Origin of the sequence: Sulfitobacter sp. D7 (genome assembly GCF_003611275.1) — a bacterium.
GTDB classification, from domain to species: domain Bacteria; phylum Pseudomonadota; class Alphaproteobacteria; order Rhodobacterales; family Rhodobacteraceae; genus Sulfitobacter; species Sulfitobacter profundi.
Genome location: NZ_CP020695.1, coordinates 23296 through 49121 on the forward strand (window position 1 = coordinate 23296; position 25826 = coordinate 49121).

At 61.9% G+C, this 25826-nt stretch carries 23 protein-coding genes; 10 read left to right on the forward strand and 13 right to left on the reverse strand.

Features of this window, described 5'->3' with window-relative positions; all coding sequences use genetic code 11:
• Positions 1-48: 48 nt before the first annotated feature.
• The 10 genes from B5M07_RS16645 to B5M07_RS16690 all read right to left on the reverse strand — a co-directional run bounded on the left by B5M07_RS16645 (position 49) and on the right by B5M07_RS16690 (position 10943).
• The gene (locus B5M07_RS16645) at positions 49-1032 is read right to left on the reverse strand and encodes a TRAP transporter substrate-binding protein (RefSeq protein ID WP_120352327.1); all 984 of its coding nucleotides are present in this window, start codon (positions 1030-1032) and stop codon (positions 49-51) included.
• A gap of 191 nt (positions 1033-1223) precedes the next feature.
• Positions 1224-1937, reverse strand: a complete 714-nt coding sequence (locus B5M07_RS16650) for a FadR/GntR family transcriptional regulator (RefSeq protein WP_120352328.1) — start codon at positions 1935-1937, stop codon at positions 1224-1226.
• A complete protein-coding gene (locus B5M07_RS16655) occupies positions 1934-2776 on the reverse strand; it encodes a sulfite exporter TauE/SafE family protein (protein ID WP_120352329.1) in 843 nt (280 codons plus the stop codon). The genes B5M07_RS16650 and B5M07_RS16655 overlap by 4 nt, the downstream gene beginning before the upstream one ends.
• A 4-nt stretch (positions 2777-2780) precedes the next feature.
• Positions 2781-3542, reverse strand: coding sequence for a DUF1028 domain-containing protein (locus B5M07_RS16660; RefSeq protein WP_120352330.1), 762 nt, complete (start codon positions 3540-3542; stop codon positions 2781-2783).
• A gap of 3 nt (positions 3543-3545) precedes the next feature.
• Positions 3546-5339 (reverse strand): gamma-glutamyltransferase family protein, encoded by a 1794-nt coding sequence (locus B5M07_RS16665; RefSeq protein ID WP_120352331.1) that lies wholly within the window; start codon positions 5337-5339, stop codon positions 3546-3548.
• A gap of 11 nt (positions 5340-5350) precedes the next feature.
• Positions 5351-6250: an ABC transporter permease gene (locus tag B5M07_RS16670; protein ID WP_067628764.1), complete on the reverse strand. Its 900-nt coding sequence runs from the start codon at positions 6248-6250 to the stop codon at positions 5351-5353.
• Positions 6250-7194 carry an ABC transporter permease gene (locus tag B5M07_RS16675; protein WP_067628831.1) on the reverse strand — a complete coding sequence of 315 codons (945 nt, stop codon included), beginning with the start codon at positions 7192-7194 and terminating at the stop codon, positions 6250-6252. The genes B5M07_RS16670 and B5M07_RS16675 overlap by 1 nt, the downstream gene beginning before the upstream one ends.
• Positions 7195-7261: 67 nt before the next feature.
• On the reverse strand, positions 7262-8776 hold the full coding sequence (locus tag B5M07_RS16680; protein WP_120352332.1) for an ABC transporter substrate-binding protein: 1515 nt from the start codon (positions 8774-8776) through the stop codon (positions 7262-7264).
• Between the two features lie 41 nt (positions 8777-8817).
• Complete coding sequence (locus B5M07_RS16685) at positions 8818-9927, reverse strand: ABC transporter ATP-binding protein (protein WP_120352333.1); 1110 nt, start codon at positions 9925-9927, stop codon at positions 8818-8820.
• Positions 9924-10943, reverse strand: a complete 1020-nt coding sequence (locus B5M07_RS16690; RefSeq protein ID WP_120352334.1) for an ABC transporter ATP-binding protein — start codon at positions 10941-10943, stop codon at positions 9924-9926. Before B5M07_RS16690 ends, B5M07_RS16685 begins: the two co-directional genes overlap by 4 nt.
• Positions 10944-11290: 347 nt before the next feature.
• On the opposite strand from B5M07_RS16690, the gene B5M07_RS16695 reads away from it, so the two are divergent.
• The 7 genes from B5M07_RS16695 (at position 11291) to B5M07_RS16725 (ending at position 18963) form a co-directional block, all read left to right on the forward strand.
• A complete protein-coding gene (locus tag B5M07_RS16695) occupies positions 11291-11989 on the forward strand; it encodes a GntR family transcriptional regulator (RefSeq protein ID WP_120352335.1) in 699 nt (232 codons plus the stop codon).
• Between the two features lie 130 nt (positions 11990-12119).
• Complete coding sequence (locus B5M07_RS16700; RefSeq protein WP_120352336.1) at positions 12120-13082, forward strand: dihydrodipicolinate synthase family protein; 963 nt, start codon at positions 12120-12122, stop codon at positions 13080-13082.
• Between the two features lie 174 nt (positions 13083-13256).
• Complete coding sequence (locus B5M07_RS16705) at positions 13257-14048, forward strand: cyclase family protein (RefSeq protein WP_120352447.1); 792 nt, start codon at positions 13257-13259, stop codon at positions 14046-14048.
• Positions 14049-14099: 51 nt separating this feature from the next.
• Entirely contained in the window at positions 14100-14531 is a 432-nt protein-coding gene (locus B5M07_RS16710; protein WP_120352448.1) for a MarR family winged helix-turn-helix transcriptional regulator, read from the forward strand.
• Positions 14532-14540: 9 nt separating this feature from the next.
• Positions 14541-16691: a thiamine pyrophosphate-dependent enzyme gene (locus B5M07_RS16715; RefSeq protein WP_120352337.1), complete on the forward strand. Its 2151-nt coding sequence runs from the start codon at positions 14541-14543 to the stop codon at positions 16689-16691.
• Positions 16688-18232 (forward strand): indolepyruvate oxidoreductase subunit beta family protein, encoded by a 1545-nt coding sequence (locus B5M07_RS16720; protein WP_120352338.1) that lies wholly within the window; start codon positions 16688-16690, stop codon positions 18230-18232. The genes B5M07_RS16715 and B5M07_RS16720 overlap by 4 nt, the downstream gene beginning before the upstream one ends.
• Before the next feature lie 128 nt (positions 18233-18360).
• A complete protein-coding gene (locus B5M07_RS16725) occupies positions 18361-18963 on the forward strand; it encodes a LysE family translocator (protein WP_120352339.1) in 603 nt (200 codons plus the stop codon).
• Here the strand turns inward: B5M07_RS16725 and B5M07_RS16730 are convergent.
• Positions 18960-20735: a glycoside hydrolase family 15 protein gene (locus tag B5M07_RS16730; protein ID WP_120352340.1), complete on the reverse strand. Its 1776-nt coding sequence runs from the start codon at positions 20733-20735 to the stop codon at positions 18960-18962. The two genes, B5M07_RS16725 and B5M07_RS16730, sit on opposite strands and share 4 nt — an antisense overlap.
• A 45-nt stretch (positions 20736-20780) precedes the next feature.
• Positions 20781-21530, reverse strand: a complete 750-nt coding sequence (gene otsB, locus B5M07_RS16735) for a trehalose-phosphatase (protein WP_120352341.1) — start codon at positions 21528-21530, stop codon at positions 20781-20783.
• A gap of 221 nt (positions 21531-21751) precedes the next feature.
• On the opposite strand from otsB, the gene B5M07_RS16740 reads away from it, so the two are divergent.
• The 3 genes from B5M07_RS16740 to B5M07_RS16750 all read left to right on the forward strand — a co-directional run bounded on the left by B5M07_RS16740 (position 21752) and on the right by B5M07_RS16750 (position 24984).
• Complete coding sequence (locus tag B5M07_RS16740; RefSeq protein WP_120352342.1) at positions 21752-22726, forward strand: DNA topoisomerase IB; 975 nt, start codon at positions 21752-21754, stop codon at positions 22724-22726.
• A gap of 93 nt (positions 22727-22819) precedes the next feature.
• Complete coding sequence (locus B5M07_RS16745) at positions 22820-23416, forward strand: exopolysaccharide biosynthesis protein (protein WP_120352343.1); 597 nt, start codon at positions 22820-22822, stop codon at positions 23414-23416.
• Between the two features lie 164 nt (positions 23417-23580).
• Positions 23581-24984, forward strand: coding sequence for an alpha,alpha-trehalose-phosphate synthase (UDP-forming) (locus B5M07_RS16750; protein WP_254694008.1), 1404 nt, complete (start codon positions 23581-23583; stop codon positions 24982-24984).
• Between the two features lie 9 nt (positions 24985-24993).
• Here B5M07_RS16750 and B5M07_RS16755 read toward each other — a convergent pair whose 3' ends face one another.
• Positions 24994-25761 carry a DeoR/GlpR family DNA-binding transcription regulator gene (locus B5M07_RS16755; RefSeq protein WP_162931908.1) on the reverse strand — a complete coding sequence of 256 codons (768 nt, stop codon included), beginning with the start codon at positions 25759-25761 and terminating at the stop codon, positions 24994-24996.
• Positions 25762-25826 lie beyond the last annotated feature (65 nt).

Below are 25826 nucleotides of genomic sequence, written 5' to 3' on the forward strand. Positions count from 1 at the left end.
AACGGCCGGAAGCGCTGCTCCCGGCCGTCTGATTTTACATCGCGGCGCTTACTCGGTCGCGGCGATCTGGTCGATCAACTCTTTGCCGTAGGTCTCATAGTAGCCTTCATAGGCGCTCTCAATCGAGGCGCGGAAAGTGGCTTTTTGCTCTTCGGTCAGCTCGTTGACTTCCATGCCGCGCTCTTTCAGCGTTTCGACGCCGCTTTGCTCGACATCATCGACGAAGCCGCGCATGGCAGCCACAGCCTCGGTCGCGCCCTTCTCAAAAGCGGCCTTGTCTTCGTCAGACAGACCTTCCCAGAAGGGTTTGGAGACCAGCAGCATGGCGGGCGAATAGACGTGGCCCGACAGCGTCAGATACTTCTGCACTTCGTCAAGCTTCACCGACACGATCACCGACAGCGGGTTTTCCTGCCCGTCGATGGTGCCTTGCTGCAGCGAGCTGATGACCTCGGGCCATGCCATCGGGGTGGGGGCAGCACCGGCGGCGTTGAAGGCATCAAGGTGCACCGGGTTTTCCATGGTGCGCAGTTTCATGCCCGCAATGTCTTCTGGGGTCTCGATCGCGTTGCGGTTGTTGGTGATGTGGCGGAAACCCTGCTCACCCCAAGCCAAGGCCACCATGCCCGCGCCGTCAAACTCGGCCAGAATGTCTTGGCCGATGGGGCCGTCGAGCACGCGGCGGGCGTGATCAAGGCTGCGGAACAGGAAGGGAATGTCGGTCACACCGGTGGCGGGGACGAAGTTGCTCAGCGTGCCGGTGGAGACGATGGTCGCCTCTACGGTGCCAAGCTGCAGACCCTCGACCACTTCACGCTCACCGCCCAAGCCGGAAGAGGGGAAATGGCGGAAGCTGAACTTGCCGTCGGTCTCGGCTTCGACGACTTCCTGCCACTTCTGCGCCGCGACGCCGTAGTGGCTGTCGGGGGCGAGGGCGTAGCCGATCTTGACTTCGGTCTGGGCGCTCAGTGCTCCTCCGGTGAGCGCGGCCAAAGTGGCGATAATTGCCGTGGGCTTGGTGATTTTGAACATTTTGTATCCTCCAGCGATCTTATTAACAAGGTCAGGAAAACTGCTAGCGCTGGACGCTCAAAATGGCAATGGGGTGAGGGCGCTTTGTGGACAATGAATCCACAGCGTTTTGAGGGTGGTTTCCTTCGTGATATGAGCGGACTCGATGCTACAACCCTTGACCACTTCAGCAGTGCTCAGGACTGACCCAGCTAGAGATCGAGCTCGATCTTGCGCACCCGGTCACGGAGCAGGGTTTTGGATACGGTCAGCAAATGCTGTTCCATCGCCGCGGCCGCACCGAGCGTATCGCGCCGGGCGATGGCGTCGTTCAGGGTCATGTGTTGTTCGCCAAGTATCTGCAATGTCTCAGGCGCGTGATAGGTGCGGCGGCGCGAGGTCCAAGCCACTTCGCGGCGCACCGCGCGGATGGATTCGTAGACCGTGAGGAACAGCGGGTTCCGGGCCATCTCGGCGATCTTGTAGTGGAACATGTCATCCGCTGCCTCATAGGCGTCGGGATCACTGAGGTTCAGCGTGGCGCGCATCAACTGGTCCAGCCGCTCGATCTCTTGCGGGCGGGCGCGGTCTGCGGCGAGGGCGGCCAGCGCGGGCTCGACCTCAAGCCGGACTTCCATGACATCGCTTGGCGTGACCTGCCGGGCGAGGTGGCGCAGGCTGTCGGCATTGGTGGCGGGCGGCGGCGTGGCAAAGGTGCCTTGGCCGTGGCGGCGGTAGATCGTACCATCCTCTTGCAGCAGGCCAAGCGCCAGCCGCAGCCGCGCGCGGCTCACGCCGAAATGCTCGGCCAATGCCCGTTCGGGCGGCATCCGCCCATCGTTCAGGATATCCCCTTGCCGGATCGCTCCGCGCAGCCGCTCGGCCAATTCATCTTCACTTGGGGCGGTCTGGGGGGGCTGAGTCATGAGTTGGAAAACGCTTCAAATAAATCAATGAACATACGCAATGACGTTACCATCAGGAAAATTCCAAAGGCAAACCGAAGCGCCCTTCGGGGGATGCTATGGGCCAATTTTACTCCGACATGGGCAAAGCTGCTGGTCAGCGGAATGATGATGGCCGCAGCGGCAAGGTTCACATAGCCAAGCGAGAAGGGCGGCAGCCCTTCGGCGCCGAGGCCCGTCAGCGCATAGACCACCGCGCCGGGCAGCCCGATGATAAAGCCGATTGCGGCAGAGGTGCCGACCGCGCGGCGGATGTCGTAGCCGAGAAAATTCAACAGCGGCACGCCAATGGTCCCGCCCCCGATGCCCATCATCGCCGACAGCCCGCCGGTGACAACACCCAGCACCGCCCAGATGGACTTGGCAAAGCCGCGCGGCGTGGGGTCGTCTTTGGTCTTGCGAAAGATCATGTCGAGCGCGACGAGCGCGGCTACGGTGGCAAAAACGCCGACAAGGATCAGCCCCGAGACATAGCCCCCCAAAAGCGCGCCGATGACAACGCCAACCAAAAGCGACGGCGCCCAGAGTTTCAGCAGGTCCATATCAATCGCGCCGCGTTTGAAGTGACCATAGCCAGAGGACAAAGAGGTAAAGACGATAGTCGCCAGCGAGGTGCCAACGGCCACCTGCATGGTAATCGCCGGGTCCATCCCCGCCGTCGACAGGGCAAGATAGAGCGCAGGCACAATCACAATACCGCCGCCAACACCCAGCAGACCCGCAAGGATACCGCCAAAAATACCGGCGGTCACCGCAATGGCGAGGAGGGGCAGAAGCTGGCCAAAATCGAGCGCGTTCATCGGGTTAATCTTTCTTTGTCTCTACATCTGTCGCCAGTGACCGGCTGGCTTTGCCCGCTGCTTTGCGCGCCTCTTCGGCCCGCGCAATCGCGGCATCAATTGGTCCGCGGTCCGAGGTGCCCGAGAAATTGTCGAGGCTCGGCATCGCTTCGGCCACATGGAGATAGCGCTCTCCTGCGACCTCAAGCAGCCGGTCAAGTTCGCCAAGCGGATCGCCGTGGTCGTCGACCCGCAAGTCGAGATAGGCGTGGTCCTGCCCGCGGTGGATCACCAGCCCCGCCGCCTGACGCCCGCGTTTGTCGCCGCCCGCCTCTTCGCCCGCACGCATCGCGGCAAGCAGCCGTTCGGCCATCGGCAGATCGCTGCGGGCGGCATAGGTGTCGAACGTGGCCTCTACGACCTCTGGCCCGGTCAGCATATTGCCCGCAACCGAATGAGTGCTGCCAACGCGGTGCCCGGCCCAATCGACACAGCCCGCACCGGTATGCGCGGCGAAATTCCCCTCGGCGTCGAGCATATGGCACTGGCGGATATCGCGGCCTGCGTCGCGCGCGGCGAATTCCTTCAGCAGTGCTTCGGCGGGGTCACCGCTTTCCAGCATGCGCCGGCCTTCGGTCCCCCAAAGCGGATTGACGAAAGCCTGCGTCGCCACGGCGACACGGCGCCCGATGTAGGGCACGGCAGCCCCGCAGGCGAAAAAGCGGCTGGCCACGGCGATGCCGATTTCTTGGCTGTCGGGATCACGGGCGATGATGGAATAGGTCATGGGTCAACGTCCTACGGCATAGGCCTGCATCAGGCGGGGGGTCGCGGCGGCCTGAAGGCTGCCATCGGGATTGCGCAGCGCGGCGGTCATGCGCCCCACTGACCACGGCTCGGCCACGGTGACAATATGCCCCCGCGCGCGCAGCACGTCGATCACCGCAGCGCCGACATTGGGTTCGATCATCATCTCGCCGGGCAGGGCTTGGCGGGGAAAGAAGCTGCTTTGAAAATGCATGGTATGGAACAGCGGCGCGTCCATGCCTTCTTGGAGGTCGATCCCGTGATGCACGAAACGCAGGAACCAGATCAGCTGCCATTGGTCCTGCTGGTCGCCACCCGGCGTGCCAAAGACCAGTTGCCGCCCATCTGCATGCTCGGCTAAAGAAGGGGTCAGCGTGGTGCGTGGCCGACGCCCGGGGGCAAGCGACGTGGGCAGGCCCCGCTCAAGCCAGAACATCTGCGCGCGCGAGTTCAGCGGAAAGCCCAAGCCTGGCACGACCGGATTGCTCTGCAACCATCCGCCCGAGGGCGTGGCCGAGACCATATTGCCCCAGCGGTCGATCACATCAAGGTGCACGGTATCGCCGCGTTTTTCGGTCAGATGCGCCATCGTCGGTTCTTGCGGCGCGGCATTCTGAACGCCGAAATCACGGGCAGCGCGTTCGATATAACGCTCGGCCAAATGCTCCAACCCTGCGATCACGCCGGGGCGCTGCTCAAGGGACGCTTTGCCGTTCACCAGTTTCGCGCGCTCAGCGTTATAGGCGTCAGAGAGCAGTTCTTCCATCGGGATGATGCTCTGCTCGGGGTCGCCGTAATAGGCTTCGCGGTCGGCATAGGCGAGTTTCATCGCCTCGATCACCGTATGGGTAAAGGAGGCGCCCATCGGGTCCATCGCGGCCAGATCAAAATGTTTGAGGATTGCGAGGGCCTGCAAAAACACCGGCCCCTGCGACCAGGCGTGGGTCTTGTGCACCGTCCAGCCGTGATACTCATACGTGAGCGTGTCTTCGTAGCTGGCCTGCCATTTGGCCATGTCCTCGCGCGCCAGCAGGGCGCTGTTCTTTTGCTCTGACACGTCATGAACGCAGGCGTCTTCTAGATAGTCGAAAATTGCATCGGCCACGAACCCTTCGGACCAGATTTTCCGCGCGGCCTCGATCTGCGCGCTGCGGTCCTCTCCTGCGGCTTCGGCCTCGCGCAGAATCCGTTCATAGGTGGCGGCTAGATCGGGGTTTTTGAAGTTGGCATTGGGCTCTGGCGCTTCGCCGCCCGGCGTCCAGACGGCGGCGGAGCTGGGCCATTCGGCGGCGAAATATTCGGCCAACCCCTTGATGGTGTTCGACACGCGCGGCAGCACCGGATGGCCATCGCGGGCATAGTCGATCGCGGGTTGCATCACCTCGCGCAGGCCCATGGTGCCATGATCGCGCAGCATCAGCATCCAGCCGTCAAAGGCACCGGGCACCACTGTCGACAAAAGCCCCGAGCCGGGGATCAGTTTCAGCCCGAGTTCCTCGAAATGCTCGAGCTTGGCGGCGGCGGGGCTGACCCCCTGGGCGCAGACGACCTTGGTCGCTTTCTTTTCCGCGTGGTGAAAGATGATCGGCAGATCGCCCGCCGGGCCGTTCAAATGCGGCTCGACCACCTGCAAGACAAAGCCCGCAGCGGCGGCGGCGTCAAAAGCATTGCCGCCTTTTTCGAGGATGCCAAAACCCACGGTCGAAGCGATCCAATGGGTCGAAGTGGTGACACCAAAGGAGCCGCGGATCTCGGGGCGGGTGGTAAAGGGGGTCATGTCGTCTCCGGTCAGTGTTCGCGCGGGTCCAGCGCATCGCGCAGCCCGTCGCCGAGAAGGTTAAAGCCAAGCACGACCATGAAGATCGCAATGCCGGGCCAGAGCGCCATCCAAGGCGCTTGATTGAGGAAGTTTTTCGCCGTGTTCAGCATCGAGCCCCAGGAGGGCGCAGGGGGCTGCTGCCCGAGGCCAAGGAAGGACAGGGAGGCTTCGGCGATGATCGCAGTGGCGACGGTCAGCGTGGCTTGCACAAGCACGGGCGGCAGCACGTTGGGGAAAATATAGCGGCGCAGGATGCGTGGGGTCGACAGGCCAATGGCACGCGCGCTCTCGACGTAATCCTCGGCGGCGACGCTCAGCACCTGACCGCGGGTCAGGCGGATGAAGATCGGCGTGGCAGAGATGCCGATGGCAATCATCGCGTTGGTCAGGCTTGGCCCGAGGAAAGCCGCCAGCGCGATGGCGAGGATCAGGAAGGGCGCGGCCAACAGCGCCTCGGTGCAGCGCGAAATGATCGCATCGGTCCAGCCGCCGAAATACCCGGCAATGATGCCCAGAGGGACGCCAAGCCCAAGCGCGATGGCGACTGAAACGACCCCCGCCAGCAAGGACGCCTGCGCCCCCCAGATCAGCCGGGACAGCACATCGCGGCCCAGCTCATCGGTGCCGAACCAATGCGCGGCAGAGGGCCCTTTGCGCACAGCACCCCAATCGGTGGCGGCAGGGTCGGGGATGGGCAGTAACGGGGCCAGCAAAGCGATGGCGCAGAAGAAAACCACCAGCACGCCGCCCAGCATGGCGCTGCGGTGGTGGCGGAATTTCTTCCAGACCCGGTTTTCCGGACGGGCAGAGAGGACCGGATCAGCGGCGCTTTCGGCGTCGATGGTGATGGGGGTGGCAGGTTGGGCCATTATTGCTTCCTCAGGCGGGGGTTCAGCAGCACATAGGCGACATCGGCCAGCAGGTTCATAAAGATAAAGCCAACGGCGGTGACCAGCACGATCCCCTGCACCACGGCGTAATCCCGGTTGAACACCGCATCGACCACGAGCTTGCCAAAGCCGGGGATGGTGAAAATCTGTTCGGTCAGCACCGCGCCCGCGATAAGTTCACCAAACAAGAGCGCAGTCAGGGTAACGATGGGCGTCAGCGCATTGCGGAAGGCGTGTTTGAGGATAACCTTCCGCTCGACCAGACCCTTGGCGCGGGCGGTGCGGACGTAGTCACTGCTCAGCACGCTCAGCATGGCCGACCGCGTGTGGCGCATCAGCGTGGCGGCGAGCGCTGTGCCCAGCACGAAGGCGGGCATGATCATCACGGTGATGGAGCGGATGGGGTCTTCGCTCAGGGGCACATAGCCCGAGGCGGGCAGCAGTTTCCATTTCACCGAGACCAGCAGGATCAGCATGATCCCCAGCCAGAAGTTCGGGATCGACAGGCCCGAGAGCGCCACCACATTGGCCACATAATCGGTCACGGTGCCCTTCTTAACGGCCGAGAAGATCCCCGCAGGCACGCCGATCAGTAGGGCAAAGATCATCGCCATCGTCGCCAGTTGGATCGTGACGGGCAGCTTTTCCCCGATCAGCTCAAGCACCGGCTGGTTGGTGCGCAGCGAAATGCCCAAGTCCCCCGTCAGCGCGTTGCCGATCCAAGTGAAATATTGCACCGGGATTGGGTCATTCAGGCGGTATTTCTCGCGCAGGAATTCCAGCACCTGCGGGTCGCGTTCTTCGCCGGCCATGGCCAGCACCGGATCGCCCGGCAGCAGCTTTTGCAAGGTGAAGACAAAGACCGAGATCAAGATGATCGTCGGGATCGCGATCACCAGACGGCGCAGGATGAAGGACAGCATTTTGAAACGTCTCGCTCAGGGGAGGGGCACCGCCGGGACCGGCCCGGCGGTGCATATGGAGAAGGTTTTACCCTTCTTCTTTTTTCATACCTTCAAGGCGGATCATGCCATCAGGATAGGGGGTGAAGCCGGAGATGTCGGAGTCCAGCGCCCAGATCCATGTCTGGTGATAGAGGTACACGATCGGCAGCTCTTCGTTCAGGATCGCACGGGCCGCGGTGTAGCTTTCGCGACGCACGTCTTGATCGTTGGATTTGCGCGCCTTGTTCAGCAGCTCATCCACTTCCGGGTTCGAGAACTTGGAATCGTTGATGCCGCCATCGGAGGTCATGAACTGGTGGATGTTGCCATCGGGGTCCACACGGCCCGACCAGCCGATCTGGCTCGCCTGATAGTCACCCGCCGATTGGTCGGCCAGCAGCGTTGCGAATTCCTTGGAGGTGATCGAGATGTTGATCCCCGCCTCTGCCGCCATGGACTGTACGACCTGCATCAGTTGCAGCGGGATCGTGGTGTTGGGCACCTGCACCTCAAGATCGATCCCATCGGCAAAGCCTGCTTCGGCCAGCAGTTCCTTGGCCTTTTCTACGTCACGCTCAGGCACGGGGAAGTCGGTGCTGTACCAAGGCGAGTTCGGCGGGAAGGGCTGGTTGCCCGCGGCGAAGGCACCGTTGAAAACGACCTGATTGATTGCTTCGCGGTCGATCGCATAGCTCAGCGCCTGACGCAGACGTTTGTCGTTGCCCCAAGGGTTGTCGCCCTTTTCGCCATTGGCGACATTGATGGTGATGCCTTGATAGCCCAGCGACACGGCGCTTTCGACCTTGATGCCGTCGTCACCTTCGGCCTGCGCCAGATCGGTTGCGGCGAGGCGTTCAAGCATGTCGATGTCGCCCGATTGCAGGTTCGCCAGACGCACGGTGGTGTCAGGGATCGGCAGGTAGGTCACGCTGTCAAAGTGGTATTCGTCGGCGTTGTAGTAGTCGGCGAATTTCTCCAGCACGATCCGGTCTTGGGCCACACGCTCTTTGAACTGGTAGGGGCCCGAACAGACCGGGTTCAGGCCAAAGTCATCGCCCGCCGCTTCGGCAGCGGTGGGGGAAACCATCATCCCCGCGCGGTCGGCGAACTGCGCCATCAGCGTGGCGTCGGCATCGGCAAGATCAAAGCGGATTTCATGGCTGCCCAGCACTTCGACGCCGGTGATGGAGGAAAGCTCGGACTTGCGGCGCGAGGTCTCAAGGTTCTGGCTGCGGTCGATGTTGGCGGCCACGGCCTCGGCGTCAAACGGTGTGCCGTCATGGAAAACCGCATCATCGCGCAGCATCATGGTCAGTTGCTTGCCATCCTCAGAAAAGGACCATTCGGTCGCCAGTTGGGGGATGATTTCCAGATCAGGCGTGATGTCCACCAGCTTGTCGCAAAGCGAGGTATAGACGATCCGCCCCACAAAGGTGCGCGACTGGTCGGGGTCCAGCACATCGGCGTCAGATTGCAGCGCGATGCGCAGGTCTGCCGCCTGCGCGCCGAGGGTCGTGGCCCCCAGCAGCGCGGCGGCGAGGGTCATTTTGGTCAGTGTCATATCGAACTCTCCTGTCGTTTCATTAAGTCTGTTTTAGCCTGTTATTCTTGGTCTTGGCGGGGGCGGAGCGTTGTCCGATCCCGCATGGCGTCTTGGTAAAGCGCAAAGCGTGCCGCCGCGCCGGGGGCACGTTCGGGCGCATCGGCAAGGCCGAGGTCCGGCGTGGCGGCGGCGATCTCTTCGAAAAAGTGGCAGGCGGCGATATGACCGTCGCCTGCATCGGTTTCGCGTAAGGCAGGCGGCTCACTCGCGCAGCGTTCTTTGGCATAGGGGCAACGGGTGTGGAAACGGCAGCCCGAGGGCGGGTTGGCCGGGCTCGGCATCTCGCCCTCAAGCGCGGTTTGCGGTGTGCGTGCACCATGGGCGGCGACCGGAATGGCCGAGAGCAAAGCTCGGGTGTAGGGATGGCGCGGGTGGTTGTAGACCGTATCGACATCACCCTGTTCGACGATCTGGCCCAGATACATCACCGCCACACGGTCGCTCATATGGCGGATCACAGCGAGGTCATGGGCGATGATCACCAGCGTGAGCCCCAACTCATCCCGCAGATCGCCCAGCAAGTTAATCACCTGCGCCTGCACCGACACATCAAGGGCCGAGACAGGCTCATCCCCGATCACCAGCTTCGGAGCGGAGGCCAGCGCGCGGGCAATCCCGATCCGTTGGCGCTGACCGCCCGAAAACTCATGCGGGTAGCGTTCGGCGTGCTCGGGGCGCAGGCCGACTTTAGCCAGCAGTTCCGCCACTTTGCCGCGCCGCTTAGAGGCGGACATTTTTGGGAAATGCGTCTCTAGGGGTTCGCCGACCAGCTTGCCGACGCTCATGCGCGGGTTCAGCGACGAAAAGGGATCCTGAAAGATGAACTGCATGTCCCGGCGCAGCGCGGTCAGGTCGCGCCCCGCAAGGCTGCGCACATCGCTGCCGTCAAACTGCACATCGCCCTCGGTCGGGGTCAGCAGCCGCATGAGCAGCCGCGCGAGGGTGGATTTGCCACAGCCGGATTCGCCGACGATGGCAAAGGTCTCTCCGCGGCGCACGTCGAAGGAGACGCCGTCGAGCGCCTTTACCGTGGCCCCTTTCGCCAAGCCGCCGCCCGAGGTTTTGAAATGTTTCTTTAGCCCGCGCGCGGTCAGGATCGTGTCGGTCATGCGCTCTGCTCCAGATGGGTCTCTAGCGGGGCGAAATGGCACGCGACGGCGTGGCCACCTTCCAGCGGCGCAAGCGGCGGTTCCTTGGCGCAGATGGGCTGGGCGAAAGGGCAGCGCGTGGCAAAACGGCAGCCTTCAGGCATGTTCTGCGTCGTGGGCACCATGCCCGGCACGGTGGCCAAACGCCCGCGCGGACCGCTCAACTGCGGGATCGAGGACATGAGGCCAATCGTGTAGGGGTGCTGCGGGTCGTTGAATATGCGCTCCGCCGGGCCGGTCTCAACAATCGTGCCCGCGTACATGACGGCCACGGTATCGGCGATTTCGGCCACGACGCCGAGGTCGTGGGTGATCATGATCGTGCCCATGTCAGTCTCGGCCTGAAGATCGCGGATCAGTTCTAAGATCTGCGCCTGAATCGTCACATCGAGCGCGGTGGTCGGCTCGTCTGCGATTAGCAGCGCGGGGTCGTTCACCAGCGCCATTGCGATCATCACCCGCTGGCGCATCCCACCCGACAGCTGGTGCGGATAATCCCGCATCCGCTTTTCCGCCGCCGGAATGCCGACCCGCTTGAGGATCGCCAGCGCCTTATCCTCGGCCTCGGACTTGCTGGCGTTGCTATGGGCAAGCACGGCTTCGGTGATCTGGTCGCCAATGCGGAACGCGGGGTTGAGCGAGGTCATCGGCTCTTGGAAGATCATGGTCATCCGACTGCCGCGCAATTTGCGCATGGCGGTGTGATCGGCAAGGTCGAGCTTTTGCCCCTCGAAAACCATCTCGCCCGATCTGATCGTCGCAGCGCCTTCGGGCAGCAGCCCCATCATCGCCAAAGAGGTCACGCTTTTGCCGCATCCACTTTCCCCGACAACGCAGAGCGTCTTGCCCGGTTGGACCGCGAAGTTCACATGGTTAATCTGGTCGCTCGGCGCACCGCGAAAGCGCAGGCTGAAGTCGCGCACTTCGAGCAAAACCTTGTCTGGGTCGGTGTTGAGGCCGATGTCAGGGCTGGGCAATGGACCGCTTTCTTGAACCAATATCAGATTGGTCGAGTATGCGGTTGCAAGTTTCTTGCTGTCAATCCGGCGATTTTAATTTTTGGGAAAGCCTTTTTCGGTCAATCTGTTGCGACAGAAATTGCCTGCCGTATCAACGGCGATGCTTGATTTTTGAGCGATTTGTGAAGGTCTGTTGGGGGCTTGATTGGCAAGGATGGCGTTTGGGGGAGATTGCGGACGGTATTTAAGAAAGGATGAACTGAAGGGGGCGGGCGCGCATTCGGTGGGGCTGCGCTATTGTAGGGCGGTCGATTTGTTGCTTTATCGAGGGGGAGCCAAGAATTTCGAAAGGGCGGCATCCCCGCATGACCAGCAAACCTAAAACGGCGGAACGCAAGCGCGGGTCCGGGGCGCAATTTGTCTATTCTATCCTGCGGGATGAGATCCTTGATTTAACCCTGCTGCCCGGCAGCCCGATCGACGAGATTCGCCTATCCGAGCGTCTTTCGATGTCGCGCACGCCGATCCGTGAGGCATTGGTGCGGCTGGCGAGCGAGGGATTGGTGACCACGCTGCCCAACCGTTCGACCGTGGTGGCGAATATCGACTTCATGAATCTGCACACCTTCTTTGACGCGATGACGTTGATGTACCGTGTCACCACGCGGCTAGCGGCGCAGTTTCATACTCCGGCCGACATGGCCAAGATCCGCGCGCGGCAGGCAGAGTTTGCCAAAGCTGTGTCGGCGCAGGACGCGCTGTCGATGATCGCCACGAACCGCGAGTTTCATGCCGAGATCGCGCGGGCGGGGCGCAACCCTTATTACGAATCGCTTTGTTTGCGCTTGTTGGACGAGGGGCGCCGTTTGCTGCGGATGTATTACCAATCCTTCGATGATCAGCTTCCCAGTGAGTATGTCCAAGAGCATGAGGATTTAATCGCGGCCATCGAGGTGCGCGATATCGGGCGCGCGGATTCTTTGGCGGAGACCCATGCGGATCAGATTGTAGGGCAGATTCAGGCGCTGATTTCGCGGGATCGACGGCAGCATATCGAACTATAACTAGAGTAAATGCGGGGTTTTTCGCGCGCAGAAAGCTTGTGTCGATTTTCTGTCGACAAATAAAATACAATAGCTAAGATGCAGCCAACCCCGGCAATATCACAGCCGGATTCTATGAATGGAGAGACAAATGACCCCTTCGATTTTTTCCGGCTGCATCCCGGCCCTGATGACCCCCTGCACGGCAGACCGGAAACCCGATTTCGATGCGCTGGTGCGCATGGGCAAAAAGCTGATCGCCGATGGTATGAGCGCGGTCGTCTACTGCGGCTCCATGGGCGATTGGCCTTTGCTGACAGATGCAGAGCGGATGGAGGGCGTTGAGCGTTTGGTTGATGCGGGTGTGCCTGTCGTCGTTGGCACGGGTGCTGTGAACACCAAGCTGGCCGCCGAACATGCGGCCCATGCGCAAAGGGTCGGCGCGAAGGGGTTGATGTTGATCCCCCGCATCTTGTCGCGCGGCACGTCGGTTGCGGCGCAGAAGGATCACTTCAAAACCGTTTTGTCGGCCGCGCCAGAACTTCCTGCCGTGATTTACAACAGCCCCTATTACGGCTTCGCCACCCGCGCCGATCTGTTCTTTGCCCTGCGGGCCGAGCATTCGAACCTCGTGGGTTTCAAAGAGTTCGGCGGTGCGGATGATCTGCGTTATGCAGCAGAGAACATCACCAGCCGCGATGATGAAGTCACGCTGATGATCGGGGTCGATACCACCGTGTTCCATGGTTTCGTCAATTGCGGTGCCACGGGCGCTATCACCGGGATCGGCAATGTGCTGCCGCGCGAAGTGCTGCATCTTGTGGCCCTCAGCCAAGCCGCAGCGGCGGGCGATGCCGAAGCGCGCCAGCGGGCGCAGGAACTCGACGCGGCGCTTGGTGTTCTATCCTCCTTTGATGAGGGGCCGAACCTCGTGCTTTATTATAAGCACCTGATGGTGCTTGAGGGCCATGGGGAATATGCGTTGCATTTTAACGAGACCGACGCTCTGACCGACAGCCAGCGCGGCTATGCCGAGGCGCAGTACCGGCTGTTCCGGACATGGTATGCCGATTGGAGCAAGCAGGGCGGCGCGGTCGCGAAATACGCCGCCTAATCCCCCTCCCAACTCTCCCCGGCTGGGCAGGCCCGTCGCATCTGCGGCGGGCCTTTTGCGTTGTTTTGCGCCCTTTCGAAGAAGATAATTGCAAACGCATATAAATTTGACTAGCATCTTTTCAGGGGCCAACGCATCGGGAGTGGGTGCGCCATTTGAGGGAGAATGTTTGAAATGAGTGCTACGGATTTAATGCGTGATTTTGGGGCGATGCTCGTCTCTGGCGGGGTCGAAGTGGTGGATTGTTCGGGCGTTTTGGGGCCGGATACGCCGATCCTGCAACTGCCAGCCGACTTTGCCAAGCCGACACCGAAGGTCGAGATTCACAAGATCAGCGAATATGACGAGGATGGCCCGTTCTTTGCATGGAACTGGATGGTGCTGGGAGAGCATTCCGGCACGCACTTCGACGCGCCGCACCATTGGATCACCGGCAAGGATTACGACGACGGGTTCACCGATACGCTCGACGTGCAGCGCCTCGTTGCGCCGGTGAATGTGATCGACTGTTCGCAGCAATCTCAAGAAGACCCGGACTTTCTGCTCGACGCCAAGGGCATCAAGGAATGGGAAGCGGAATATGGTGAGATCGGTAAGGGCGAATGGGTCGTCATGCGCACCGATTGGGACGCCCGCGTCGATGACGAAGCGCGTTTTCTCAATGCGGATGAGGCGGGCCCCCACAGCCCCGGGCCGACCCCGGATGCGATTGAATATTTGATGGACAAAAAGATCGTCGGCTGGGGCACCCAGTGCATCGGCACCGATGCGGGCCAAGCCGGTGGAATGGAACCGCCGTATCCTGCGCATAACCTGCTGCATAAGAACAATTGTTTCGGTCTTGCCAGCCTTGCCAACCTCGACAAGCTGCCGCCCAAGGGCGCGATCCTGATTGCGGCACCGCTGAAGATCAAGAACGGTACCGGCAGCCCCATTCGGGCGCTGGCGCTGGTGCCGAAGGGCTGACCGGTGGCAGATACATCACCTTCCGAGGCTGGGAATGCGCCGCTGGATCAGATGGGCCTCGATAATTTCGCGCCCTATTTGATGAACCGGATCATGGGGCGGTATAACGCCGCCCTGTCGGCGGAGATGGCCGCACTTGGGCTGACCACGCCGCAAATGCGCTCTCTCGCCGTGCTGTCGGTGACCGATGGCATCCTGATCCGCGAATTGGCCGTTTATGCCGTGGTGCAGCAATCCACGCTAAGCCGCGCGCTCGACGCGCTGGTGCGCGACGGGTTGGTGCGGCGCGAGACCGATGCGGCCGACAGCCGTGCCACGCGCGTTTATCTGACCGACAAGGGACAAGAGGCCTATGCAAGGCTTTGGCCGCATATGGCAGAGGCCTATGACGCGATGTTCAAAGGCATCGGCGCGGCCGAGAAAGAGGCCTTTGTGGCCACGCTGCGCACCATGCTGCGCAATATCCGAAAACACGATTTTTAAGAGGGTCCAATGGCCGAACGTTCGTTCAAGGCAGAGGTGGAGCACCTGCGCAAAGGGGATGGCGACGTCTTCACAGGTGAGGGTATCCTCGCGATTACCAAGGCGCTGCTGGAAAACGGGGTCGGCTATGTGGGCGGTTATCAGGGCGCGCCGATCTCGCATCTGATGGACGTGTTGGCCGATGCCGAAGAGCTTATGGGTGAGCTTGGCGTGCGGTTTGAGGCGAACGCATCGGAGGCCGCAGCGGCGGCGATGCTGGCAGCTTCGGTGCACTACCCCATTCGCGGGGCGGTGACCTTTAAGGGGCCGGTGGGGGTGAATGTGGCTTCGGACGCGCTGGCGAACCTCAGTTCCTCCGGCGTGACCGGCGGCGCGCTGGTGATCGTGGGCGAAGACTATGGAGAGGGCTCTTCGATCATGCAGGAGCGCAGCCATGGTTTCGCGATGAAATCACAGTTCTGGATGCTCGATCCGCGCCCCAACCTGCCCTGTATCACCAAGGCGGTCAAAGACGGATTTGAACTGTCGGAGGCGAGCAACACGCCCGTCATGCTGATGGTCCGCATCCGGTCTTGCCATGTGACGGGCAGTTTCGAGACGCGCGACAACCAGCGCCCACCGCTGACCGTGGCCGAAGCCGCCGCCAACCCGCGCTCGGACTTCAACCGCGTGGTGCTGCCGCCGATGTCTTATCTGCATGAGCAGGACAAGATCGAAAACCGCTGGCCTGCCGCGGAAAAGTTCATCCGCGACAAAGGGTTGAATGAGTTCTTTGGCCCCGAGAAAGCGCCCTTGGGCATCGTGGTGCAGGGCGGCATGTACAATTCGGTCATCCGGGCGCTGCAACGGCTGGGGCTGGCCGATATCCACGGCCAGACCGAAGTGCCGCTTTATGTGCTGAACGTCACCTATCCGCTCTTGCGGGACGAGTTCGACGAATTCTGCGCGGGCAAAGAGCATGTTCTGGTGGTCGAGGAAGGCCAGCCCGATCACATCGAACAGCAACTCGGCTCCTACCTCTACAGGCTCGAACGCAAGGTGAAACTGCACGGTAAGGACGTGCTGCCGATGGCGGGTGAATATACCGGGCAGGTGCTGCTCGATGGGATGACCGCTTTCCTTAAGATCGCCGCGCCCGAAATGCTCCCCGGCAAGGTCCGCGCGCCCAATGCCGAAGCGCCCGCGATCCCCGATCTGTCAGACACCGTGCCGATCCGCCCGCCGGGTTTTTGCACTGGCTGCCCCGAACGCCCGATTTTTGCTGCGATGAAATTGACTGAGCAAGAGCTGGGCAAGCACCAGATCACCGGCGATATCGGCTGCCACCTTTTCGGGTGCCTGCCGCCCTTTGAGATCGGCGGCTCGACCATGGGCTATGGCCTTGGCCCCGCTTCTAACGCGGCCTTCGACGGGGGCGGCGACAAACGGGTGATCTCGATTCTTGGGGATGGCGGATTCTGGCACAACGGGCTCTCGACCTCGATCGGGAACATGGTGTTCAACAAGTCCGACAGCGTCGCGGTGATCGTCGACAACTACTATTCCGCCGCCACGGGCGGGCAGGACGTGATGTCCTCGCGGGCGCATAACGACACGAAATCAACCAACAATCCGATCTCCAAGGCGCTCAAGGGCGTGGGCGTCGAATGGGTGCGCCAGATCGACCGGACCTATGACGTGGGCAAGCTGCGCGAGGTGCTGCGCGAGGCGCTGACCACCGATTATAAGGGGCCGAAGGTCATCGTGGCCTCTTCGGAATGTATGCTCAACAAGCAGCGCCGCGAAAAGCCCCTGCGCAACAAGGCGATCAAGGAAGGCCGCCGCATGGAGGTGCCGCGCTTTGGCGTCGATGCCGATGTTTGCACCGGGGATCATGCCTGCATCCGGCTCTCGGGCTGCCCGTCGCTGTCGCTCAAACGGCTCGACGATCCGCTGCGCGACGATCCGGTGGCGCATATTGATCAGACCTGCGTCGGCTGCGGCAACTGTGGCGAGGTCGCCGATACGGCGGTGCTTTGCCCGTCGTTTTACCAAGCGGATGTGGTGCATAATCCGACGCGGTTTGAGCGGTGGCGTGCCGATAAATCCAGCCAGATCATCGCTTGGCTGCAAAGACGGCGCGACGCCAAGCGGCTGCGCAGCGAAGGAGTGACGACGTGAATTTGGTTCTGCCGCAAAAGACACCCGACGCGCGCGTCGGCGAAATCATCAAGCTCGCGGTCATGGCCGTGGGCGGGCAGGGCGGCGGCGTCTTGACCGGGTGGATCGAATCCATGGCCCGGGCCGAAGGCTATGTCTGTCAGGCGACCTCGGTCGCGGGGGTGGCGCAGCGCACTGGGGCCACGATCTATTACATTGAAATGGCACCGAAAACCGCGTTTGTGCCGGTCTTTGCCCTCGCCCCTGCGGCGGGCGATGTCGACGTGTTGATCGCGGCTGAGATGATGGAAGTTGGCCGCGCCGTGATGCGCGGTTTCGTGACACCCGACCGCACCACGCTGATCGGCTCAACCCACCGCGCGCTTGCGGTGAGCGAGAAGATGGCCCCCGGCGATGGCATTGCCAATGCCGATGAAGTGCGCGCGGCGGCTGAGATCGCGGCGCAGAAACTGGTGCTCGAAGATATGGAGGGGCTGGCCGTGGGCGCGGGCTCTGTCATCTCGGCCTCGCTCTTTGGCGCTTTGGCCGGGTCTGGCGCGCTGCCGTTCCGCCGGGAGGCTTATGAGGATGCGATCCGCGCCGGGGGCAAGGGGGTGGAGCCCTCATTGCGTGCCTTCGCCGTGGGCTTTGACGCGGCGCAGGGCCGTCTGCCCAACGCCGCCCCGGTCCCTGTGGAAGACCCCGAAACCGCATTCCGCCTTGCCGGACCTGACGCGCTGCAAGGCCAATGGGACGCGCTGGTCACCCGCGCCGATGCGCTGCCCGAAGCGGTGCATGATCTGGCTTTTGCGGGGCTTGCCAAGGTCGTGAACTACCAAGACTGCGCCTATGGCACGCTCTATCTTGATCGGCTCGATACCGTGTTGGCCCGTGACAACGCCGCGCAGGACTGGCGGCTTTCGGCGGCTGCGGCGAAATATATTGCCAACGCCATGGCCTATGATGACGTTATTCGGGTGGCAGACCTGAAAACCCGCGCGCCGCGCTTTGCGCATATCCGGCAAGAGATGCGGGCGGGCGATGCCAACCTCATGCAGCTGACCGAATATTTTCACCCCCGCGCCGACGAAATCGCGGGCCTGATGCCTGCCCGTCTTGGCGCAAAGGTAGAGGCGAGCGAGAAGTGGATGGCGCGTCTGAACCGCTGGTTCGACAAGGGCCGCCGCCTGCGCACCGACAGGCTGCCTGCGTTTCTCATGCTGCATGTTCTCGGCGGGCTTAAAGGGTATCGTCTGAAAACCCATCGCCATGCCATCGAAGTCGCCCATCTCGACGGTTGGCTGTCGCGCTGTCTGGCGGAGGTTGAGGCCGATTACGACTCGGCGGTTGAACTGGTGAAATGCCGACGGCTCATTAAAGGCTATTCCGACACCCATGCGCGGGGGCTGGGCAAGTTCGACAAGGTGATGGATGCCGCCGCGCTGCTGCGCGGGCGAAAGGACGCGGCGCAGTGGATTGCACGTCTGCGCGAGGCGGCGCTGCAAGATGCCGAAGGAAAGGCGCTCGACGGGGCCATCGCGACGGTGCGGTCTTTCGTCTAGGGGCCGTGCCCGTTTTTTGGGCAGATGTGGGGCGGATCAACGTCCCGACGGTGCGGGGTCACCCAATCTCAGTTGACCGGGTGCCTCAGCCCCGCATAGCTGGGGGCGCACAAAGGGGGGCCGCTGCCATGGAACTGTCGCATCTCATCGCCTTTAACATCGCGCTCATCGCGTCGATCCTCAGCCCCGGCCCGGCCTTTCTGATCGCGCTAAAGACCACGCTAAGTTCGGGGCGGCGGGCGGGTGTTGCGGTGGGGCTTGGGCTTGGCCTCGTGGCATCGTTCTGGACCCTCGCCGCGCTCTTGGGGTTGGAGGCGGTGTTCCTCGCTTTCCCATGGGCCTACGCAGTCGTGAAAACACTGGGCGCGGTCTATCTGCTTTATGTGGCCTTTGGCATGTGGCGCGGGGCGCGGGCGCCCGTGACAAGTACGGTGACCCCCGCCCGCCATGCCTTTCGGCAGGGGCTGATGATCAACATTCTGAACCCCAAATCGGTGCTTTTCGCCGCGGCGGTTCTGGTGGTCATCTTCCCCGAGGGGATGCGCCTGAGCGAGAACCTTTTGATCGTCGCCAACCACCTGATCATCGAAGTCGCCTTTTACACCACTTTGGCCTTCGGCATGAGCCGCCCGGCAGTGAGCCAAGGCTACCTGCGCGCGAAGGTTTACTTTGACCGGGTGGCCTCAGCGGTGCTGGGGCTTTTGGGAGTGCGTCTGCTGTTCGCGCGTTAAAGCTCGGCTTCCCACCGCCGCGACAGGCGCATCGCGCCGTTGATGATGCCGACCATGGAATAGGTCTGCGGGAAGTTGCCCCAGCCCTCGCCGGTGGCAAAGGCGGTGTCTTCGGACATCAGGCCAAGGTGGTTGCGGGCTTCCAACAGTTCTTCGAACAGCTTGCGGGCTTCCTCTTCGCGGCCAATCCGCGCCAGCGCATCGATCCGCCAGAAGGCGCAGACGTTAAAGCCGACCTCGGGCACGCCGAAATCATCCGCCTCTTCGTAGCGCAGCATGAAGGGGCCGCGGCCCAGCACTTCGGAAAGACGCTCGACCGTGGCGATGAACCGCGGGTCTTTCGGTGGCAGGAAACCGACCTCCCCCATCAGCAAGACACTGGCGTCCAAGGTGCTGCCGCCAAAGCTTTCGACAAAGGCGCCGCGTTCTTCTGACCAAGCGTTGTCGAGGATCTTGTCGCGGATCACCTCGGCGCGCTCGGCCCAGAGGGCGGCGCGGTCGTCCAACTTCAAATGGCGCGCAATCTTGCCCAAACGGTCGCAGGCAGCCCAGCACATCAGCGACGAAGACGTGTGAATGCGGGCACGGCTGCGCAGCTCCCAAATCCCGGCATCAGGTTCGTCGTGCAGCTCCCACGCCTGCTCGCCCAAGGGCTCAAGCTGTTCAAAGGCCGTGCGCCCGGTGTTCATCGGCAGGCGGTGGTCAAAAAACGCGGGCGCTGCGCCAAGGATGATATTGCCATAGGTGTCGTGCTGGAAATGCTCATGCGCCTGATTGCCGATCCGCACCGGCCCCATCCCGCGGAAGCCTTGCAAGCTGGGTGAGATACGTTCGGTTAACGCCGTCTCAAGCCCGAGCCCTAGCACGGGCTGGATATGCCCGCCTTCGGCATCCGCCACGGCATTCATCAGCCATTGGAAATAATGCTCCAAGGTGCGGGTCGCGGCGAGACTGTTGAGCGCGCGCACGGTGAAAAACGCATCGCGGACCCAGCAATAGCGGTAATCCCAGTTGCGCCCCGAATCCGGCGCTTCGGGCAGAGAGGTGGTGATCGCGGCGATGACACCGCCCGTGGCCTCATAGCTGCAGAGTTTCAGCGTGATCGCGGCGCGAATGACGGCCTCTTGCCACTCGAAAGGGATCGCCAACCGCTGCGTCCAGCGCTGCCAATAGCGCGTGGTTTTGGTTCGAAAGGTGGTGCCAATCTGCTCAGGACTGTCCGACAGTGTCTCGTCCGGGCCAAGGAGGAAGGTCATTTCCCCTTCGAGGTTGATCATGCGCCCGTCCAACACATGGTCGATCGGCGCGTCGGTGGTCAGGCGCATGTTCTGCTCAGGCCCGACAAAGCGCACATGGTTCGACCCGCGGGTAAGCGTGGGGGCCACCTCTCCCCATTGAAAGCGCGGTTTTAGATGCATGCGCACGCGGGGCGAGCCTTCGATCCGGCGGATTTGCCGGACCAACATCTGGGGGCGAAAGCTGCGGCCATAGGCGGTGAAACGGGGGCAGAAATCAACAATCTCAACCGCGCCCTTGGCGCTGCGCAGGACCGTGCGCAGGATCGCGGTATTGGGCAGATAGCTCTGTTCGCTTTCTGTCATGTCTTCGAGTTCGACGGCAAACTCCCCGTCGCCCTCTTCGCCCGCGCCGTGGCCCATCAGACTGTGAAAGACCGGATCGCCGTCAAACCGTGGCAGGCAAAACCAGTTGATCGCCCCTTCGCGGCTGACCAGCGCCGCAACCGCGCAATTCCCGATGACACCCAGATCCATAAGTCCCTCTTTTCTATTCTCAATGCGTCTGCCGGGCGGGCCGGATCAGTGCAGAATTTCTTTCAGCCAATCGGCAAAGCCGGCCACATCTGCGATGCGATGTTGTGCGTCGGTTGGCCCTTGGCCGATCTTGATGCCAAAGCCACCCATGGCCTGCGCCGCGCGAAAGCCATCTTCGTCCGTTACGTCGTCGCCTACCATTACCGGCAGCCGCTCGGCAAAGGCGGGGGAGGCCATGAATCGCGTCACCGCGCCGCCCTTGTCGACACCTTTCAGGGCGACTTCGCTGACCATCTTGCCATGCAGGCCGCGCAGGCTGGCGTCTTCGCCAACCAGCGTATCGACAAAGGCGCGGCAGGCCTCGCCCTGATCGGGGGCCTTGCGGTAATGCAGCGCAATCGCGCCGGGTTTGCGTTCTGACGTCACCCCATGCAGCACGGCGAATTCTTCCAACCGGTCGATCACGGGGGCGGGGATCCCTGCGCTCTGCTTTGGGGCGTGATCCGCCGCGGTGCTCAGCCGCAACTCTAACCCATGCGAGCCAGAGACCGGCAGCCGCAGCGCGCCCAAGATACGGTCCACATCCGCCAGCGCCCGGCCCGAGATCACCGCCACCGCCCCATCGGTCTGCGCAACGAGTTGCGTCAGCAGGTGGCGCGTCGCCTCCGGCAGGCAGGCGTCTTCGGGGTTGTCGACGATGGGGGCCAGCGTGCCGTCGAGATCAAGGAAAAACGCATGGCGCTCAAGCGGGATCACGGGCGGCAGATTGCTGTGCGACAGGGTGGTGCTATCCATAGGGTCTGGTCTATCCGTTTCAGGGCACTGGGATTTTCAGTGCGCGGGCGTTCTCACGAAACCTATGCGCCGGCGCAGCGAAATCAAAGGATTTATGCTGCAACTGCGCAAAGATGCGCGTCCTGCGGGGCGGGAACCCAGCCAATGCAGCGGCGTTTGCCTAGACGAAGGGCAATCTGCGCGCCCCCGCAAGACCCCGCATCACACATTCGGAACCCCAGATGACCGCACCGTCCACGCTTAGGTATTACCCCGACAGCAAACCCGGCATCGCGCGACGGCGCTGCGGCCGGGGGTTTTCCTATCACGCGCCCGATGGCCGCTGCATCAAGGACAAGGCCGAACGCGAACGACTGGTGAAACTGGCGGTGCCCCCAGCCTATGAGCAGGTCTGGATCAGCCCTCATGTCAACGGTCACTTACAGGCGACGGGGTTCGATGCGCGGGGGCGCAAACAGTACCGCTATCATCCGCTCTGGTCCGAGGCGCAGGCGCAGGAGAAATACGCAAGCCTGCCCGAATTTGCCGAGACCCTGCCGCGCATCCGCCGCCGCGTGCGCCGGGACCTCAAGGAAGAGTTGGGCGAACGTGACTTTGCACTGGCCGCCGCTGTGGCGATGATCGACCGCCTGTCGCTGCGCGTGGGCAATCAAGTCTACGCCAAGACCAACCGCACCTATGGCACGCTGACCTTGAAACGGCGGCATCTGGTCTTGAAAGATGGGAAATTGCAGGCCTCCTTCATGGCGAAGGGCGGCAAGCGGGTCCGCCGCCAGATCGCTAACCGCACCCTGATGCGCGCCTTGGAGAAAATCCGCGATCTGCCGGGCGCGGACCTGCTGACCTGGCTCGACGAAGAGGGGGAGCCGCGCAGGCTGACTTCTTCGGCCCTGAATGATTATATCGCCGAGGCCGCTGGCGCCGAAGGGTTCTCTGCCAAGACCTTTCGCACATGGGCCGGGTCTGTCGCGGCCTTTGACGTGGCGCTAAAGGACGACAAACTGACCATCAAAGCCATGGCCGAAGCGGCGGCCCAACGGCTGCACAACACGCCCACCATTGCGCGCAACAGCTATATCCATCCGCAGGTCATCGACCTTTGCCAGAACCCCCAAGACCTGCCGGACCCACCTGATATTGACGATATGACCCAAGCCGAACGGGGGCTTCTGGCCTTTTTGCGCAGCACCGCGTGACCCTGAATTGACGGGACGGGCGAACTTTAACCGCGCTCAGGCATTGTTAACATGAATAGTGGTATCGCCCGGCTTCAGAAGGACTGAAATTTTATGAACGAGACAGGTGGGCCAACTCTCAGCGGTGTCCTTGACCAGATGGAGCATCTGTCCGGCGGCGCGGATCGGCAGATTACCGTAGAAGAGATCATCGATTGTCTGGGCAAACATTCATTTGCTTCGACGATCCTGACCTTCAGCCTGATCTCTACCTCTCCGGCCAGCGGCATCCCCGGCTTTACGGCGTTTATCGGGTTGGTGGTCTTGTTTCTGGTGGTGCAGATGATCTTTGGCCGCGAAAGCCTGTGGCTACCGGGCTTTATCATGCGCCGCGACATCGCTGCGAAGAAGCTGCGTGCGGGGGTGCGCTGGCTGCGCCGCCCGGTGGATTTCGTGGATCAATATTTGCATCAGCGGTCGACCTTCATCCTGCACCGCCCGTGGATTTACTTGCCGCTGTTGATGGTGATGGCCCTGTCGATGTTCATGCCGTTCATGGAAATCGTGCCCACTTCCGGCTCTATCGCCTCGGCCATGATCGCCATTTTCGCGGCGGGCTATCTGATGCGCGACGGCAGGGTCGTGATTTTTTCGATGGTCTTGATGTCCCTGCTTCCCGTGGGGGTTGCATGGTTCTTTCTTGGGCGCTGAAAAAATAATCGCAGCGGTTTGCCATGCTGCGCCTGCAAAAGAATTGACCAAAGCCGACCAAGCTGGGAACCTTTACCAACCTAAACCATTAAACCGTTAGTGGTGGTCGGCGTTCCGCCTTAGCAGGCTCGGCGGCCAAAAATTGATTGTTCCCGAGGCATAAAATGGCTGGCAGATTAATTGTAATCTCAAATCGCATCCCGTCAGAGGCCGCCCCCTCCGGTGGGTTGGTCTATGCGCTTCATGAAACCCTGCGCAAGATCGGCGGCATCTGGATCGGGTCGCACCCGGAAACCACCGAAACCCCGTCAGAGAGCCTGAGCGAATATGGCGATCAGGGCAAATACACCCGGCTGAGCTTCAGCCTCAGCCCCGAAGACTACAAGAATTTCTACCTCGGTTTTTCGAACTCGGTGCTTTGGCCGGTCTGTCACCGTCGCGGCGATCTGGTGGAGTTGGACCGGGGGTTCGAGCGGGGCTACAGCGCCGTTAACGCGCGCCTTGCGCGGCAGGTGATGAAGGTGGCCCGGCCGGACGATATGATCTGGGTGCACGACTACCACTTCTTTCCCCTCGCGACAGAACTGCGCAAACTGGGTTTTGCAGGTAAGATCGGGTTTTTCCTGCATATTCCTTTCCCCGCATTGGGCGATATGGGCGCCCTCCCGCGGGAGGCCAATCTGGCGCATTGGCTGGCGGACTATGACCTTGTGGGCCTGCAAACCCGCGCTGACGTGGCGCGTTGCCTTGAAATGTTCCGCGCCGAAACGGACTCCGAATTCTTGATGAACGGCACGATCAAATGCGGCTCTCGGGCAGTGGCGTTGAGATCATTCCCCATCGGGATCGATGTGGAGACCTTTGTGCAGGCCGCCCAAGGCGGCAGCGCGCAGGACCGGCTTGCCGATGATATGGCGGGGGACATCGTGATCGGGGTGGACCGGCTGGACTACTCCAAAGGTCTGCCCAACCGCTTCCGCGCCTTTGGCCGCTATCTGGAAACCCGCGATGAGCGTGAGCGGCGGGTAAGCATGGTCCAGATCGCCCCGCCAAGCCGCGAAGAGGTCGCCGCTTACCGCGAGTTGCGCTACGAATTGGAAGAACTTGTCGGCCGGGTGAACGGCGAACATGGAGAGATCGATTGGACCCCGCTGCGCTATATTCACCGCAACCTTGATCGCGATCTCTTGGCGCGGCTCTACCGCCGTGCGCGGGTGGGGATCGTCACCCCCTTTGCCGATGGGATGAACCTTGTCGCCAAGGAATATGTCGCGGCGCAAGACCCCGAAGACCCCGGCGTGCTGATCCTGTCGCATATGGCCGGGGCCGCCGAAGACCTGACAGATGCTATTCAGGTCAACCCGTACGACATCGAGGACATGAGCGAGGCGCTCAAGACCGCGCTTGCCCTGCCGTTGGAGGAACGCAAACGCCGCCATGCCAGTTGCATGGCGCAGGTGCGGGCGACGGATGTGAACCGCTGGAGCCAGAACTTTGTCGAAGCATTGCAAGCCTGCCTGCCGACGCTGGTGACCAAACCCGTCGCGCGGGAATGGACGGACGCCTAGCGGCGCGCGTCAGGCATCCGGGGCAAAGATCACTTCGGTCTCCCAACCCTTGCATTTCTCTGCTAGCCCGGCGGGCAGGGGCAGATCGGTAAAGAACATATCCACCTCCCGCGCCGAAGCGATGCGCGCCGGGGCGGAGCGTTTGAATTTGGAATGATCCGTCACCAAAAAGGTCTTGCGCGACTGCGCGATGATACATTGGCTGACCCCCACCTCTTCGATATCGAAGTCGAGCAGATCACCATCCGCATCCATGGCCGAACAGCCGATCACCGCGATGTCGAACTTGAACTGGCGGATCGTTTCGATCGTCAGATTGCCAACCAGCCCGCCGTCCATGCGGCGCAGCGCCCCGCCCGTCAGCACGATGCGGCATTCGGGATTGTCGACCAGAATATTGGCGACATTCATGTTGTTCGTCACCACCATCAGATCGCGGTGATGCAGCAGAGCGCGGGCCACCGCCTCGGTGCTGGTGCCGATATTCAGAAAGACCGAACAACCGTCGGGAATATGTTCGGCACAGGCGCGGGCGATGCGAGTCTTAGCCTCTTCGTGCAGATTGCGCCGCTCGGCATAGCCGATGTTGCTGGCCCCCGAAGGCAGCACCGCGCCGCCATGCACCCGCTCAAGCTTACCACTATCGGCCAGTTCCGTAAGGTCACGGCGGATGGTCTGATGGGTCACGCCGAAATGCTCGGCCAGCCCGTCGACGGTGACTTTGCCTTCGCGCCGGGCGATTTCAAGGATGTCGGGATGGCGGAATGTCTGTGAAATGGGTGTCGCTCCTGCCTGCTGTTGGCGCATTATCTCCAGTGTTTTGCCTAACGCAAGCAATCGCG

What these genes read in the sequence shown, in the direction of transcription:
- B5M07_RS16645 (WP_120352327.1), bottom strand. Translation starts at nt 1,032, where the DNA reads ATGTTCAAAATCACCAAGCCCACGGCAATTATCGCCACTTTGGCCGCG.
- B5M07_RS16695 (WP_120352335.1), top strand. Translation starts at nt 11,291, where the DNA reads ATGACCAGCAAACCTAAAACGGCGGAACGCAAGCGCGGGTCCGGGGCG.
- otsB (WP_120352341.1), bottom strand. Translation starts at nt 21,530, where the DNA reads ATGGATAGCACCACCCTGTCGCACAGCAATCTGCCGCCCGTGATCCCG.
- B5M07_RS16750 (WP_254694008.1), top strand. Translation starts at nt 23,581, where the DNA reads ATGGCTGGCAGATTAATTGTAATCTCAAATCGCATCCCGTCAGAGGCC.
- B5M07_RS16680 (WP_120352332.1), bottom strand. Translation starts at nt 8,776, where the DNA reads ATGACACTGACCAAAATGACCCTCGCCGCCGCGCTGCTGGGGGCCACG.
- B5M07_RS16715 (WP_120352337.1), top strand. Translation starts at nt 14,541, where the DNA reads ATGGCCGAACGTTCGTTCAAGGCAGAGGTGGAGCACCTGCGCAAAGGG.
- B5M07_RS16700 (WP_120352336.1), top strand. Translation starts at nt 12,120, where the DNA reads ATGACCCCTTCGATTTTTTCCGGCTGCATCCCGGCCCTGATGACCCCC.
- B5M07_RS16705 (WP_120352447.1), top strand. Translation starts at nt 13,257, where the DNA reads ATGAGTGCTACGGATTTAATGCGTGATTTTGGGGCGATGCTCGTCTCT.
- B5M07_RS16740 (WP_120352342.1), top strand. Translation starts at nt 21,752, where the DNA reads ATGACCGCACCGTCCACGCTTAGGTATTACCCCGACAGCAAACCCGGC.
- B5M07_RS16655 (WP_120352329.1), bottom strand. Translation starts at nt 2,776, where the DNA reads ATGAACGCGCTCGATTTTGGCCAGCTTCTGCCCCTCCTCGCCATTGCG.
- B5M07_RS16745 (WP_120352343.1), top strand. Translation starts at nt 22,820, where the DNA reads ATGAACGAGACAGGTGGGCCAACTCTCAGCGGTGTCCTTGACCAGATG.
- B5M07_RS16660 (WP_120352330.1), bottom strand. Translation starts at nt 3,542, where the DNA reads ATGACCTATTCCATCATCGCCCGTGATCCCGACAGCCAAGAAATCGGC.
- B5M07_RS16685 (WP_120352333.1), bottom strand. Translation starts at nt 9,927, where the DNA reads ATGACCGACACGATCCTGACCGCGCGCGGGCTAAAGAAACATTTCAAA.
- B5M07_RS16670 (WP_067628764.1), bottom strand. Translation starts at nt 6,250, where the DNA reads ATGGCCCAACCTGCCACCCCCATCACCATCGACGCCGAAAGCGCCGCT.
- B5M07_RS16710 (WP_120352448.1), top strand. Translation starts at nt 14,100, where the DNA reads ATGGGCCTCGATAATTTCGCGCCCTATTTGATGAACCGGATCATGGGG.
- B5M07_RS16650 (WP_120352328.1), bottom strand. Translation starts at nt 1,937, where the DNA reads ATGACTCAGCCCCCCCAGACCGCCCCAAGTGAAGATGAATTGGCCGAG.
- B5M07_RS16665 (WP_120352331.1), bottom strand. Translation starts at nt 5,339, where the DNA reads ATGACCCCCTTTACCACCCGCCCCGAGATCCGCGGCTCCTTTGGTGTC.
- B5M07_RS16725 (WP_120352339.1), top strand. Translation starts at nt 18,361, where the DNA reads ATGGAACTGTCGCATCTCATCGCCTTTAACATCGCGCTCATCGCGTCG.
- B5M07_RS16675 (WP_067628831.1), bottom strand. Translation starts at nt 7,194, where the DNA reads ATGCTGTCCTTCATCCTGCGCCGTCTGGTGATCGCGATCCCGACGATC.
- B5M07_RS16730 (WP_120352340.1), bottom strand. Translation starts at nt 20,735, where the DNA reads ATGGATCTGGGTGTCATCGGGAATTGCGCGGTTGCGGCGCTGGTCAGC.